We start from the raw sequence: 15,010 nt of genomic DNA, 5'->3' as shown, positions 1-15,010 counted from the left end.
TGTCATTCCCGCGAAGGCGGGAATCCAGTACGCCGCGGCCACTCGGCTCAACCACGACGGCCGCGGCGTACTGGATCCCCCGCTTTCGCGGAGGATGACAGCGGAGTGTGTGGCACCCCGCCTGCCCCAAGCTCGCAATGACGCGCGGAGACATCACGATCCACATTGTTAAACAGCCCGCCGAGAAACCTATTAGCAACCCGAGCACCAACCTCCCCGCGACGCATCCCGCGCCCGAGTCATGTCCGACATCTCGCCCTCAGCTAACAGAGGGCGCAGGGAAGACCGGGAGCTCGCCGCCCCCATGGCCCCCGTGCGAATGAAAAGCACGGGGTAGGAACCACAGGTTCGGCTGAGACATCCCGGCCTTCCCTGCGCGATGGTTTTAACTGTTATGCGTGCTCTCCCCGGGGACCGGCTGTCTTGCCCCCGTCACCGGCGGATCATCACCACCGGCTTGGCCGCAGCATCGGGCGACCAGGACCACACGATTTCCAGTCCGCGCGCCGCCGTTCGTCGGCGAGGCAAAGCCCCGCTGCGGCAGCCCGCGTCCATCGCATTCCGCTTCCGACGTCCGTGACGATCGCGATACGCCCCCTCGGTGGAACGGAACGAGGCGGAAGATACGGGTGATTTGGGGTTGGAGGCAAGAGGATTTTTGATTTTCGGAATTCGCCGCGGCGGCGAAAAGTGAAAAGTAATGAAGACTTCTGACTCCGGCGAGCGATAGCTTGGGACTGATAGGTCACACCGAGGTTCGAACAGCACCCCCTTGGAACTCCCCGATTTCATTTTGCATGGCAGGTAGCAGGTGATCTACTGACCCGCATTGATTGAGTCGAAAGCCATTTCCTTCCTATTGGGATGCCCGCGCCATGCACCTTCGCAAACTCCGAATCAAGAATTTTCGTGCACTTGAGGATATCGAAGTCGAGTTTGACTGCCTTGTAAGTGTTATAATTGGACCCAATGCGATAGGTAAGACAACAATCTTAGAAGCAATTCGCCTTGCCAAAAGCGTCCTGGCGCCAAGGACGCAGTCCGAGGCTGTTCAAACACTGAACCAATTGGGCGTAACCTCTCCTCACATGCCGCAGCGCTTGCTCCCAGCTGCCTTGACGACTAATCCGAGCATCCCAACCTCAGTAAAGTGCGGATTCAGGATAGAAGATTCAGAGATACTTCTGATTGAAGAACTAATACCCCAATTGGCCGCCAATCTCGCACTACAATCAGCCGGCTTAAGTTTCGCAAATCCAACACAAGCCATAAGCTTCTTAGGCTCACCTCAGGGACAATCCATAACTCAACAATCGTCTCAGACGATCGCAGATGAATTCGCGCGGGTAAAAGCGGATCGCCACCTGCATTTGAACTTCCGAGTAGACTACACCTCCGGACAGATTGGCGGCGAATTTCCCGTTCAACAGCTCTTTTTCACTGCCCTCGAACAGAGACTCGACCCTACGCAAGCACTGTTCTCCTACTTCCCCGCAGATCGAGCCATGCCGGTCGGCGAACAACCCGTTCAACTCGGAATAGCCGATACAGGACAGCAACTAGAATCGTACAACTCTCAACCTCAACTAAAATACAATCGACTCAAAAACATGATCTTCAACTCGATCATCGGAGGAGCAGATGGACGACAAAAGCTCAATGCACAGTTTGATCTGATTTTTGACAGAATACTAAAAGGTCGCTCGTTGGGCGAAATCGGCGTCAATGAAATCGGGATGCTTTCAATTCCGATAATTGACAAAGAAACAGGAAGAAAATTTGACATAGACGGACTAAGTAGCGGAGAAAAAGGACTGATCCTTACATTTTTGCTGATAGCGCGGAGCATTGCCGACAACGGCCTCATACTACTCGATGAACCTGAACTACATCTAAACCCAGCCGTCTGCCGCGATTTGCTTCAATTTTTCGTAGACGAATACGCAACCAAGAAGAACATGCAAGCGATAATCTGCTCTCATTCAGCCGAAATTCTGGCTGGCGCATTTGATAGGCCAACTTGCGTTCTATTCCATCTACGCAACAGCAAATCATTGGCCAGGGTTCGACACAATGACCAAGGCGAAATACGCGATGCACTTAGACGACTAGGAAGTTCTGAAAGCGAAGCATTGCTATATAAGGGCACCGTCTCTGTCGAGGGAATACATGATGTAGAGATACTCCAAACTGGTTTTGATCATATATTTAGACGATTCAAGCTGAAGCAGCTTGGCGGAAGAGGACAGATCGAATCGGACATCAAAGAATTACAGCGCGCGGAATCGCGTGGAGATGATGTTGGATATTATTATTTCCTATTCGACCATGACGGCAAACCAACGACGTTATCAGATTCCAACCATGTGCGACTGCGCCAGCTACAACGGCACTGCTTGGAAAACTATCTTCTGGACCCTGAAATAATCACCGACCTTACCAGGGATCCGGAATTCGGCAGTTCTCCCCTAAAAAATATCACGGATACAACGAGCATAATGAAGAACTTGGCACTAGCTCAACTCGATACCGTATCGGCGCGATCGGTATTCAAGAAGTTTGGGTTAGAACGGATTGGTTTTGACATGAAGGTTCTAAACGGCTCGGATCCAGCAACTATGGCTGGCCAGCTATGGTCGCAGATCGAGGCAATGAGGAGCAGCTTTTCTGAACTACAAGCAGCAGGCTTTGACGAAGAGTTCAAAAAGCAGTTCAATTCTAAAAAGTCGGAGCTGACGGCGGTCTGGGACGATAAGTGGCGCGACCTTTGCGATGGGAAGTTGCTGTTTTACAGCCTTAGAGCCGAGGGATACGTTCGAGGTGACTTGCTAAAATTGAAGCGAAGAATTTCGGGAGAAATGAGAGCGCGGACTACAGAGACATGGAGCTCACTAGACAGTCTTCTCAAAGAGCTTGTTGGGAACAGCGCACCATAGCATTCGGCTACCGCGTAGCGCGCAGCCCGGATGAGCGCAGCGATATCCGGGGTCGTCTCTCCAGCTCGTGTGAACCCGGATGTCGCTGCGCTCATCCGGGCTACGGGGCAGGCTCGCCCGATCGGCAGTGCGTAGGGCGGCTTAGCCGAAGGCGTAAGCCGCCGCTGTTGTTGGGTGGGGATGGCGGATTACGCTGCGCTAATCCGCCCTCCTCGTCCGTCGTTGGAGCGACGCCTCACGCCGCCTGCAGCGACCCCAGGAACCGGCTCACCTCGCGCTTCAGCCGGCCGCTCTCCGCCGACAATGACCGAGCCGCCGTTAACACCTGGGCCGACGCCGAGCCCGTCTCCGAGGCGCCCCGCTGGACGTCGTCGATGTTGTGCGAGACGCGCTGGGTACCGTTGGCGGCGTGCTGGACGTTGCGGGAGATTTCCTGGGTGGCGGCGCCCTGCTCTTCGACGGCGGCGGAGACGGCGGCGGAGATTTCGGAGAGGCGGCCGATGGTTGAGCCGATCTCCTTGATCGAGCCGACCGACTCCTCGGTGGCGGCCTGGATGCCGGAGACCTGCTGGGCGATCTCGCCGGTGGCCTTGGCGGTCTGCTCGGCGAGCGCCTTGACCTCGGAGGCGACCACGGCGAAGCCGCGGCCGGCCTCGCCCGCGCGCGCCGCCTCGATGGTGGCGTTGAGCGCCAGCAGATTGGTCTGGCCGGCGATGGTCGAGATCAGCTCGAGCACGTCGCCGATGCGGGTGGCGGCCTTCGACAAGGTGCCGACCCGCTCATTGGTGCGGTTGGCCTGCGCCACCGCTTCGCTCGCGATGCGCGCGGATTCCTGCACCTGGCGGGAGATCTCGCTCACTGAAGACGACAGCTCCTCCGCGGCGGAGGCGACCGTCTGCACATTGGACGACGCCTCCTGCGACGCGGCGGCCACTTCCGTCGACAGGCCTTGCGCGCGCGACGCCGTGCTGGTGAGCGTGCCGGCGGAGGCTTCGAGCTCGCTGGAGGCGTGCGACACCGCATCGATGATCTCGCCGACGGCCTGCTCGAACTCGCGCGCGAGCCGGGCCATGTCGGCCTTGCGGTCGTGCTCGCGGCGCGCTTCGGCGGCCGCATGCTCGCCGCGCAGACGCTCGGTCTCGCTCATGTTGTCCTTGAACACCTGGATGGCCGTGGCCATGGCGCCGATCTCGTCACGGGCGCCGCGCCCGGGGATCTCGACGGCGACGTCACCGCTGGCCAGCCGGCCCATCGCCCGCGTCATCGAACCCAGCGGCCGCACGATGCTGCGCGCGATCAGGAACGCGACGAGGCAGCCGAACAGCACGGCGGCGGCACCGACCTGCATCTGCAGCGAGATGGTGTGGCCGATCGCGTCCTCGGCGGTCGCGCGCGAGGCGCGGTAGTCGGCATTGACGTTGGTCTCGGCGGTCTTCAGCGTCTCGACGCTCCTGGCGATCAGCGGCTCGATCGCATTGGCGTAGATGTCCTCGGACTTCAGCGTCGCGGCGGCGGTGGCCTCGAACGCCTGCTTGTTGACGTCGAGCGAAACCTTCACCGGCGCGATCGCGGCGAGCACGCCCGCCGGCGGCGCATTGCCCTCCAAGGTGGCCAGCCGCTGCTCGACATTGTCGACGCCGGCGCGGAAGGCGGAGGCGGATTTGGTGTCGCGCAGCGCCAGGAACCGCCAGGTCGCGATGCGCACGAGCTGCAGGCGGTTCTCGATGTCGGTGACCGCGGTCATCACCTCCGGCTCCTTCGAAATGCGCGCCGCGATCGAGAGCTTCGCGGTCTTCGCGGCGAGATCCTCGCCGCCCGGCAGCAGCGCGGCGCGGCCGGTCTTCATCTGCTTGATGGCCTCCTGCAGCTGATCGCGCAGCGTGCGCATCTGGGCGATGTCGGCGAGGAGATCGCCGTAGAGCTTGCGCCGCTCGGCGGAGCGCGAACCGGCCACGGCGGCCTGCAGCAGCTCGGTCGCGGCCGTCTCGCGGTCGGCGGCCTCCTTGAGGGCCGGCTCGTTGGCGTCATGGATGTAGCGCAGATTGGCGCGCTGGATCGCCTGGAGGTGGTTGGAGATCTGCAGGATGCGCGCGGTCCCGTCCGACAGCGCCGACATGCTCGCGACCTGGTCGCGCACGGCCCACAGGTTCCACACCGCGACCGCGGCCATCACGGCACCCGCGACGATGAGCGCCGCAAAGCCGGCGTAGAGACGTCCGCTGATCTTCAAACCAAAGCTCGTCATGAGTCCTCGTCCGCTCCTCCAAGAGCGCAGGCGGACGACATCGCGCCCCGCGCCTGCCCCGCGGCCCGGCCGCCTGTCCGGCGACTCACAGCAGCGCTTTTGCACGATGGACGGTATTTGCTAATAGCGGGTTAGAGAGTACCGCGGGACGCATCGTGAGCGCAGCGTCCGCGATAGGTTGGGCAGGCCGCCGCCACACTCACCGCCGTCGTCCCGGCGAACGCCGGGACCCATACTACGCGGCGGGCGTTGCGAGACGAGGCTGGTCCGACGTCCTGCCCCAAACATCTGCTGGGGGTTATGGGTCCCGGCGTTCGCCCGGACGACAGCGGTGGGTTGTGAGGCGGCTGCGCGTCATCGCGCGCGACGATAGTGAGCGTAGCCCGGATGAGCGCAGCGATATCCGGGGTCCCACGCGCTGTATCGGTGAACCCGGATATCGCTGCGCTCATCCGGGCTACAGGCGACAGGGGCTAGCTCGCCTTCACGCTGATGATGAAGGCGTCGACCTCGCGCTTCAGCGTCTCGGCCTGCTGGGAGAGATCGCCGGCGGCATCGCGGGCGTCGGTGGCGAGGCGGCCGGTTTCGGCCGAGGTGGACGTGATCTGGGCGATGTGGTTGGAGACGTCGAGGGTGCCGCGGGCGGCTTCCTGGACGCTCTTGGAGATGTCCTGGGTGGCGTTGCGCTGCTGCGATGTGTCGACCTCGATGCCGGACATGATGGCGCTGATCTCGCTCAATGTGGTCGAGATGCCGTCGATGGCGCCGCGGGTCTCGGCGGTGATGCCCTGGATGCTGGCGACATGCGCCGAGATCTCGTCGGTCGCCTTGCTGGTCTGGTCGGCGAGGTTCTTCACCTCCGACGCCACGACCGAAAAACCCTTGCCGGCCTCGCCGGCCCGCGCGGCCTCGATGGTGGCGTTGAGCGCCAGAAGATTGGTCTGCGCCGCAATCGCCTGCACCAGCTGCACGACCGTGCCGATCTTCTCGGCGGCGTCCGACAGCGAATGGATGGTGTTCTTGCTCTTCTCCGCCTGCGAGGCCGCGCCCTCGGCGCGCTGGGTGGCGTCGGAGACCCGGCGGCTGATGGTGCCGATCGAGCTCGACATCTCCTCGGCCGAGCCGGCCACCGTCTGCACGCTGCGATTGGCGTGGGCGGCGGCGGCCTCCACGGCATTCGCCTTGGCCGAGGTGTCGTTGGCGGCGCGCGACAAGGTCTCGGCGTTGCTCTTCAGGCGGACGGCCGACGACGCCACGCTGCCGACGACGCTGGCGACGAGCTCGTTGAAGGCGTGGATGCGGCCGTCGAGGAAGCGCGAGCGCTCGCCCTGGCGTTGCGCCTCCTGCAGCTCGCGCTCGGTGAGACGCTGGCGGTCGATGCCGTTGGTCTTGAACACTTCGAGCGCGCCGGCGAGCTGTCCGATCTCGTTGGACAGGCCAAGGCCTGGGATGCGGGTGTCATACTTCTGGCCGGCGACGTCGCGCATCGCCGCGACCATCGCGGCGAGCGGGCGCAAAATGCCGTTCTGCACGGCGGCGTAGGTCATCAGGCAGACGGTGCTGGCGAACACGGCGATCGCGACGCAGGCGGTGATGAAATAGGAGAACGCCGACTGCGCCTGCTGATAGGTCAGCATCGCATGGTCGCGCGCCGGACCGCTGAGGGTGGCGAAGTCCTGCGAGAGACTGGTGATCTGGTTGTTGAGATAGAGCACCGCGACAAAGCCGGTGCCACCGCCGATCGCCAGCAGCAGGAGCAGAGACGCCACGACGCCTCCCACGAGGAAGCGGATCGTCAGATTGCTGTTGGAGAACATTGGCTTTGCCCGGACGCGTCAGACGGAATGTCAATGCACACTTCCAGACAATGGTAAAATAAGATGAAAGCGCGTGGGCGGACGGAGCACGGGAGAGTGCGGGGGTTGGCGGATCGAAGGCCGTTGCAAGTTCGAAGCAGTTGCTCGAACGCAGCATGGTCCTCACCGCTCCCGCTCCTCACCCTGAGGAGCCCGCCGCAGGCGGGCGTCTCGAAGGGCGAGGCCCGCGCTGTGGCCTCATGGTTCGAGACGGCGCTACGCGCCTCCTCACCATGAGGCTAAGGCTCCGCGCCTGGCGCGGCGCGGCAACCCGAAGCAGCGCGCAATCACGTCGCCGGCGGCTGCTGTTCCGCCAGCAGCGCGGCGATGCGCGCTTCCTCTTCGGCCGTCAGCTTCGGCATCGCATCGCCACCGCGCTGGCCGCGGCGGCGGACCTGGAGCCACAGCGCAAGGCCGCCGCCGAGCAGCAGCACCGGGGGCAGCAGCCAGAGCAGCAGGGTCTGGCGCTCGAAGCGCGGCTTGAGCAGCACGAACTGGCCATAGCGCGCGACCAGGAAATCCAGCACCTGATTGTCGCTGTCGCCGGCCGCGAGACGCTCGCGCACCAGCAGGCGCAGGTCGCGGGCCAGCGGCGCGTCGGAATCGTCGATCGACTGGTTCTGGCAGACCATGCAGCGCAGCTCGCGCGACAGCGCTCGGGCGCGCTGCTCCTTGGCGGTGTCCGACATCACCTCATCGGGCTGCACCGCATGCGCTACGGGCGAGCTGATGAGCAACAGCGCGAGCGCGATCGAGCCGAGAATACGTCGCATCCGCCCTACTCCGCCGGCTGCAGCGCGCGCGCCGCACGCGCCGGACGCGGCGCGCCGACACGCAGGCGGCGATCGGACAGCGACAGCAATCCGCCGAACGCCATCAGCACCGGGCCGAACCAGATCAGGAGCACCAGCGGCTTGTGATAGATGCGCACCGCGAGGCCGCCATCGGCGGTGGTGTCGCCGAGCGAGACGTAGAGCTGGCTGACACCGCGGGTCAGCAGCGCGGCTTCCGTGGTCGACATGCCGCGGGTGGCGAAGCTGCGCTTGCTCGGCGTCATCACCGCGAGCTGCCTGCCGTCCTCGCTGACGACGAAGGTGCTGATGACTTCCGTGAAGTTCGGGCCCTGGCGCTGGGTCATGCCGTCGAACTTGATCTGGTAGCCGGCGAGATTGCGCATGTCGCCCGGACGCAAGGTCGAGATCAGCTCGCTGTTCCAGGTGGTCTCGCAGACGATGCCGAGCAGCGCCACGCCGAGGCCGGCATGGGCGAAGGCCGTGCCCCACACCGAGCGCGGCAGGCCGCGGGTCCGGTGCAGCGCCGTCTTGAACGGCACGCGGGTGATGCCGCTGCGCTCGACCAGATCGACGATGGCGCCTGTGATGACGAATACGCCCAAACCGATGCCGAGCGGCGCCAGCGCGCTGCCGCCGCGCGCCCACGCCCAGGCAATCGCGATCGCGACCAGCGAGACCACGCCGGCGGCGAGCAGCCGCTGCGTCGCCGCGACGAGATCACCGCGCTTCCACGCCAGCATCGGGCCGAACGGCACGATCAGGAGCAGCAGTGCGAACAAGGGACCGAAGGTGAGGTTGTAGAACGGCGCGCCGACCGAGAGCTTGAAGTCGAGCGTTTCCATGATGACGGGATAGAGCGTGCCGAACAGCACGGTGGCGCAGCTCACGGTCAGCAGCAGATTGTTCAGCACCAGCGCGCCCTCGCGCGAGATCGGCGCGAACAGCCCGCCCTGCTTCAGCGCGGTGGCGCGGCCGGCGAACAAGGTCAGGCTGCCGCCGATGAACAGCACAAGGATGCCGAGGATGAAGACGCCGCGCGTGGGATCGCTGGCGAAGGCGTGCACCGAGGTGATGACGCCGGAGCGAACCAGGAAGGTGCCGAGCAAGGACAGCGAGAAGGTCAGGATCGACAGCAGGATGGTCCAGACCTTGAGCGCGTTGCGCTTCTCCATCACGAGCGCGGAGTGCAGCAGCGCGGTGCCGGCGAGCCAGGGCATCAGCGAGGCGTTCTCGACCGGGTCCCAGAACCACCAGCCGCCCCAGCCGAGCTCGTAATAGGCCCAGTACGAGCCCATGGCGATGCCGAGCGTGAGGAAGATCCAGGCCATCAGCGTCCACGGCCGCACCCAGCGTGCCCAGGCCGCATCGATGCGGCCCTCGATCAGCGCCGCGATCGCGAAGGAGAACGAGATCGAGAAGCCGACATAGCCGAGATAGAGCATCGGCGGATGCACGGCGAGGCCGATGTCCTGCAGCACGGGATTGAGGTCGCGGCCCTCGATCGGCGGATTGGCCAGACGGGCAAAGGGATTCGAGGTGGTCAGGATGAACAGATAGAACGCGCTCGCGACCCAGGCCTGCACGGAGAGAACACGGGCGCGCAGCGACAGCGGCAGATTGTTGCCGAAGGCCGCGACCATGGCGCCGAACAGCGCCAGGATCGACACCCACAGCAGCATCGAGCCTTCATGGTTCCCCCACACGCCGGTGATCTTGTAGAGCAGCGGCTTCATCGAGTGCGAGTTCTCGAACACGTTGGCGACGGAGAAATCCGAGGTCACGTGCAAGGTGATCAGCGCGATGAAGGACAGGCCGGCGAACAGCAATTGCGCCAGCGCCGCCGAGCGGCCGACATTCATCAGCGCGACGTCGCGTTGATGGGCGCCGAGCATCGGCACCGTCGACTGGATCAGCGCCAGCGCGAGCGCCAGCACCAGGGCATAATGTCCACTCTCTGCAATCACTGCGTCGCTCCTGCAGCCGTCTTCTCGCCCTCACGCATCGATACCGCGCCCGGCTTGGCCGCGCCTTGCGGCTTGCCGTAATCGTCCTTCCAATGGCCCTGCTTCTTCAGGGTGTCGGCGACCTCCTTCGGCATGTAGGTCTCGTCATGCTTGGCGAGCACGGTGTCGGCCTTGAACACGCCAGAGGCATCGAGGGCGCCCTCGGCGACCACGCCCTGCCCCTCGCGGAACAGGTCCGGCAGGATGCCCTTGTAGGCGACCGGCAGCTTGGCGCCGCCGTCGGCGACTTCGAACGTCACCGCGAGATCATCGCCACGCTTCAACGAGCCCGGCTGCACGAGGCCGCCAAGCCGGAAGCGCTTGCCCGGCGCGACATGCTTCTCCGCGACCATGGTCGGCGTCGAAAAGAACACGATGGAGTCGCGCAGCGCGTTCAGCACCAGCCCGGCCGCGACCGCGAGCACGAACAGCGCCCCGCCGATGATCGTCAAACGCCTCTGCTTGCGTGTCATCCCAACATCCCGTTCGCGGCCGATGCGCCGCTCCTCATCCATCCAGCCCGAACGTCTTCACGCCCTCGTTGAGCTGGCGCAACCGCTCGGCATCCTTCACAGCCTGCCTTGCGTCAGATAACGCTGACTTGGCCTTGTCGAGATCACCGAGCACGACATAAGCGCGCACCAGCCGCAGCCAGCCCTCGGCATCGTCGCCATTCTGCTTCAGCCGCGTCGCGAGCCGGTCGACCATGCCGCGGATCATCGCGTCGCGGTCATCGGCATTCATGTCCTTGGCGGCGGCCATCGCCTCGTTCGGCAGCGCCGGAGCCTCGCCGCCGCCCACCCGGGCGAGCGCGGCCGCCACCAGCGGCCGCCATGGCGCATCCGCCGGGCCCTTGCTGAGCATGGCCCGCCAGATGTTGGCGGCATCGTCCTTGCGGCCGTCCTGCTCGGCGGCCAGGCCGAGATAATAGTTGGATTTGGGCTCGTCGGCGTCGAGCGCATGGCCGCGCTCGAACTCCGCCTTGGCCTCGGCGGTGACAACGCCACCGGCGGCGGCGGCGATCACCTCGCCGAGATCGGCGCGCTTGGCGGCGCCGTCGCCGGCATAGGTGATCATGTTGCGATAGGCGCGGATCGCGTCCTCGGTGCGGCCAAGACGCGCCAGCACCGGGGCGAGCACCGTCCAGCCGCGGCCGTCGGTCGGGTTCTTCTGCAGATGCTGCTCGACCTGCGAGACCAAGTTTTCCAGCGGCTGCGAGCCATCGGGCGTCGTGGCGCGGGCGGTGAGCGGAAAGTCCGGCAATTGCGGCGAGCCGAGCGGGAGATAAACTGCGAGCGCCACGATCGGCACGCCGATCAGCGCCAGCACGGCGGCGACGCGGCGCAGACCCATGCTCGGCTTCGCCGCGACCTCGCTCTCCTGGTCGGCCGCGGCCAGCAGGCGACGGCCGATCTCGACCCGCGCGGCCTCCGCCTCGACCTTGCCGATCAGCCCGTTTTCGACATCGCGCTCGATTTCGGCCAGCTGGTCCTTGTAGACCGCGGCCTCGCGTCCATCCGCGAGGTTGCGCGCGCCGAGCCCGAGCGGAAGCAGCACGGCGAAGATCGCCGCGGCCGTCATCACGGCGAACACGAACCACAACGTCATCGGAGCCAACGCATCATCGGACAGAGCGTCATCGGGCAGAGTTCCGTTCAGCGCCCACCGGCAGGCGCCCAGGCGCGCTTTTACCCAGCACCGTTCCCGGCGGCAATTCACAATTGCCGCCCTGGTAGCCCAGTCGTCGGCCCCGAAAAACTCAGGAGAATTACGTAATTTAGGAGACCTCGAACTCGGCGCTCTTGGCGAGGTAGCTGCCGTGCCCGTTGAGCGCCACCAGGAAATAGGTCCCCGGCCTGACATGATCCGTCAGCCGGATGCGCAACGAGCCCACCGGCACGGGCGAGGCGATGGTGGTGACGGGATCAGGCAGATGGGTCCCGCTCGTCTTGTCGACGAGCACGACCTTGGCCTTGATCATGAGGTTGCGATAGGTCGCGCGGACAACGCGATTCTCGACCTCGACGAAGTTGATGGTGGAAATCATGGTCTTGATGAAAACAGCTGGAACTGGCGGGAACCTATGCGCGGCCACAGGTCGCGGTCAACCTAAAATTGCGTCTACGAAACCGTCGGAAGATAGCAAAAAGAACTAGCCGGCGCGCGAGGATTTTCGCTCGCCATTCATCGCGTTTTCAGCGGCGCGACTCATCAACTGAGCATAGTCGTTGCCGAACAGAACATGGCAGAATCGAATCGCCGCCGACACCTGCGACTGCCGATAGGCGCGCGCGCGCGCATCGCCGGAGCGCAGCGACTGCACCAGCGCTTCGGTGGCCTTCTCTACATATTGCTGCAGGTCAGTATAGGTGCGCAGCGTGACCTCGTTGATCGCGAGCTCGCTGGCATAGTTGCGGCACACGGCGACGAACTCGATCAAGGCCGCCACCTCCTCGACCTCGGCGGTGTCGACACCGGCACCGGCAGGAATGTCCTTGTCGGCGCGCTGGCGCAGGATGCGGCGGGCACGGCCGGGCACGCTATCAATCTCAGATTGTAGCGAGTTCGAGATGTCGGCGCGGATCGCGGTGAGCTGCTTGCCCCAGTTCGACTCCGAGCGCAGGTCGAGCTCGGTGCGCAGGCCGCGGACGCCGTCATGCAAGGTCTTGAGCGTGTCGCCGAGATTGGAGAAATGCCCGCGGCGGATATCGGCGCGCAGCAGCGACGCGAGGTTGGCGAGGTCGTTGAGCGCGATGGTCACGGCGACGCCGAACGGGGTCGCCGCGACCCTGATTTCGTCGTCGGACGCGGCGATCTTGGTCGCGAGGCGGATGATCTGCCAGGGCGCGGCCAGCCGCTGCATCACCATCGACAGCGCGAAGGGGAGCATCAGCGGCGTCTGCAGCGACGGCACGTTGATGGCGTCGGTGACGGAGGCGATCTGCGAATCGCCGAGCACGCGGATGATGCCGGGCAAGCGTCCGTTGAGACCGTCAAGCGCCTCGCGGTTCTGCAGCACGAGCGCGATCGGCAGCAGGTCTTCGATCACGCTGGGCGCGCCGATCCGCGCCAGCGCCCGCTGGCGGTCGCCGGTGGCGTTGGGGCCGACCAGCTTCATCAGCGCGTCGGCGGCGGCAAGCTGCAGCTTGCGCGCGGCCATCTCGACCTCGCGGGAGCTGTCGCTTCCGGCCGCCATCGCGGCCTCGAACTCGGTGTAGCGCTCCGGCGCGCCTTCGCGGCCGAGCCACTGCCAGACGGCGAGCAGCGAGGCGCGGCGGATCTGACCAGGGCGCAGCGGACCGGTGGAATCGGTGAGGAACGGCTCGAGCGGCCGAAACAGGCGGCGCGGTCCGTCGCCGCCCTGGCGACGCTCCTCGCGGGCCGGCGATCGTGCGACCTCGATGGCCGGCGCAGCGCGGGCCGGTTCGGCTGCAGGAACTTGAGGGGCGGTGGGAGCAGCCGCAGCGGCCGGCGCGGCGGGGCGCGCCACCTTGCGGAGCTGCTCCAGCACCATGGTGGCCACGGCAACGTCCTGGCCGCGCTCGATGGCACGCTCGAACTCGCGCATCAGAAGCGACTGCGCACTCGGCGGCAGCTGCCCGAGATATTCCCTCAATCGCTCGTGAGCTGTCTGACCCATGCGCCGGCGTGCAAATTTCCACGGCGAGAGCGCACATCGCGCACCCCTGCACCGACCTTACCGTCCGCGATGTTAAGAACACCTTTAGGATGGCGAATTTCGCCGCCCGTCAAACGCCGGGCAGTCGCAGCTCGGCCCGCAGGCCCCCGATCGGCGCGTCCCCGAGCGTCAGGCGGCCGCCATAGAGCGCGGCGAGATCCGTGACGATCGAGAGTCCGAGGCCCGATCCAGGCTTGGATTCGTCCAGCCGCTGGCCGCGGCGCAGCACCTGGGCGCGCTCGGCCGCCGACAGGCCCCTACCGTCGTCATCGACGACGATCCGCAGCATCGGCGTGGCGCCGGACTGGGTCGGCGGCTCCACGGCGACTTCGACCGACACCCGCGAGGCCGCCCATTTGCACGCGTTGTCGACGAGATTGCCGACCATCTCCTCCAGATCCTGGCGCTCGCCGCGAAACCGCGCGGCGGCATCCGCCGTCGCCTCGACCGCGATGCCCCGATTGCGATAGATCTTCTCCATGGTGCGGCGCAGCGCCTCGATCGCCGGCGCCACCTCGGTGACCGTGGACACGATCGTCACGCGCGCCGCGATCCGCGCGCGCTCGAGATGATGGGCGACCTGGTCGCGCATCACGTCGGCTTGCTCCATCACCTTCGCGGCGAACGGATCGGCCGCGTGGGTCGTGGCTTCGTTGACGATCACCGACAGCGGCGTCTTGATGGCATGAGCGAGATTGCCGACATGGGTGCGCGCGCGCTCGACGATCTCGCGATTGGCGTCGATCAGCGCATTGGTCTCGCGGGCCAGCGGCGCGATCTCGACGGGAAATTCGCCCTCCAGCCGCTCGGCCCGGCCGGAGCGGATGTCGGCGATCGATTCGGAGATGCGCTTCAACGGCGCGAGGCCATAGCGGACCTGGAAAATAGTGGTCAGCAGCAGCACGATTCCGAGCGCGGTGAAGGTGCCGCCGAGATAGTAGTCGAAGCTGCGGGTCTCGTCGAAGATCTCCGAGGCATCGCCGGCGACGCTGACCAGGAATTTGCCGTCGGAGCCGAGATCGACCGGACGCTCGACCATGCGCAGGTCCTGATTCTCCGGCCCCTCGACATAGCCGATCCGGATACCGGCGGCGGTCAGCTCGATCCCCTGCTCTTCGAGCTTGGGCAGCTTCTTGTCCCACAGCGAGCGCGAGGCCCGCACCTCGGGCTTCTCGGTGTCGGTGCGGGTGATCTGCCAGTACCAGCCGGAGAGCGGCAGCTCGAACAAGGGCTCGCCGAGCGACTGGAATTGGCGGTCAGGCGGGTCGTCGGGGGTCGCGACCTCGGCGATCAAGGTGCGGAGGTACAGGTTGAGCCGGCGGTCGAAGGCGCGCTCGGTCGCGTTGCGGTAGACCGAGGACAGCACGATGCCGGTGATGGCGAGAATGACCACGAGCCACGCGGTCGCGGACAGGAACAACCGGGTGGCAAGTGAACTCTGGCGCATGACCGCAAATTAGCGAAACGGCCGGCGCCCGGCCACCGTGAATGGCGGGC

The 15,010-nt window shown here is 65.0% G+C and carries 10 protein-coding genes; 1 reads left to right on the top strand and 9 read right to left on the bottom strand.

Annotated elements, in window-relative coordinates; all coding sequences use genetic code 11:
• Positions 1–875: 875 nt before the first annotated feature.
• Complete coding sequence (locus BRADO_RS33955; protein ID WP_083794868.1) at positions 876–2,936, top strand: ATP-dependent endonuclease; 2,061 nt, start codon at positions 876–878, stop codon at positions 2,934–2,936.
• A gap of 235 nt (positions 2,937–3,171) precedes the next feature.
• Here BRADO_RS33955 and BRADO_RS12840 read toward each other — a convergent pair whose 3' ends face one another.
• From BRADO_RS12840 to BRADO_RS12800, 9 genes are all read right to left on the bottom strand, one after another.
• Positions 3,172–5,181 carry a methyl-accepting chemotaxis protein gene (locus tag BRADO_RS12840; protein WP_011925755.1) on the bottom strand — a complete coding sequence of 670 codons (2,010 nt, stop codon included), beginning with the start codon at positions 5,179–5,181 and terminating at the stop codon, positions 3,172–3,174.
• A gap of 473 nt (positions 5,182–5,654) precedes the next feature.
• A complete protein-coding gene (locus tag BRADO_RS12835; protein WP_011925754.1) occupies positions 5,655–6,998 on the bottom strand; it encodes a methyl-accepting chemotaxis protein in 1,344 nt (447 codons plus the stop codon).
• Positions 6,999–7,324: 326 nt separating this feature from the next.
• Positions 7,325–7,810 carry a cytochrome c-type biogenesis protein gene (locus BRADO_RS12830; protein WP_011925753.1) on the bottom strand — a complete coding sequence of 162 codons (486 nt, stop codon included), beginning with the start codon at positions 7,808–7,810 and terminating at the stop codon, positions 7,325–7,327.
• Between the two features lie 5 nt (positions 7,811–7,815).
• A complete protein-coding gene (locus tag BRADO_RS12825; RefSeq protein WP_011925752.1) occupies positions 7,816–9,795 on the bottom strand; it encodes a heme lyase CcmF/NrfE family subunit in 1,980 nt (659 codons plus the stop codon).
• The gene (gene ccmE, locus BRADO_RS12820; protein ID WP_011925751.1) at positions 9,792–10,307 is read right to left on the bottom strand and encodes a cytochrome c maturation protein CcmE; all 516 of its coding nucleotides are present in this window, start codon (positions 10,305–10,307) and stop codon (positions 9,792–9,794) included. Before ccmE ends, BRADO_RS12825 begins: the two co-directional genes overlap by 4 nt.
• Positions 10,308–10,341: 34 nt before the next feature.
• Positions 10,342–11,442, bottom strand: a complete 1,101-nt coding sequence (gene ccmI / locus BRADO_RS12815; protein WP_011925750.1) for a c-type cytochrome biogenesis protein CcmI — start codon at positions 11,440–11,442, stop codon at positions 10,342–10,344.
• A gap of 169 nt (positions 11,443–11,611) precedes the next feature.
• A complete protein-coding gene (locus BRADO_RS12810; RefSeq protein WP_041756442.1) occupies positions 11,612–11,881 on the bottom strand; it encodes a hypothetical protein in 270 nt (89 codons plus the stop codon).
• Between the two features lie 105 nt (positions 11,882–11,986).
• Entirely contained in the window at positions 11,987–13,474 is a 1,488-nt protein-coding gene (locus BRADO_RS12805) for a hypothetical protein (RefSeq protein ID WP_011925748.1), read from the bottom strand.
• Positions 13,475–13,583: 109 nt separating this feature from the next.
• Positions 13,584–14,960 carry a sensor histidine kinase gene (locus BRADO_RS12800; RefSeq protein ID WP_011925747.1) on the bottom strand — a complete coding sequence of 459 codons (1,377 nt, stop codon included), beginning with the start codon at positions 14,958–14,960 and terminating at the stop codon, positions 13,584–13,586.
• Positions 14,961–15,010: the final 50 nt, after the last annotated feature.

Source organism: Bradyrhizobium sp. ORS 278 (assembly GCF_000026145.1).
Lineage (GTDB): Bacteria > Pseudomonadota > Alphaproteobacteria > Rhizobiales > Xanthobacteraceae > Bradyrhizobium.
Note: the sequence above shows the minus strand (reverse complement) of the source record. Positions and strands in the feature narration are given on the sequence as shown.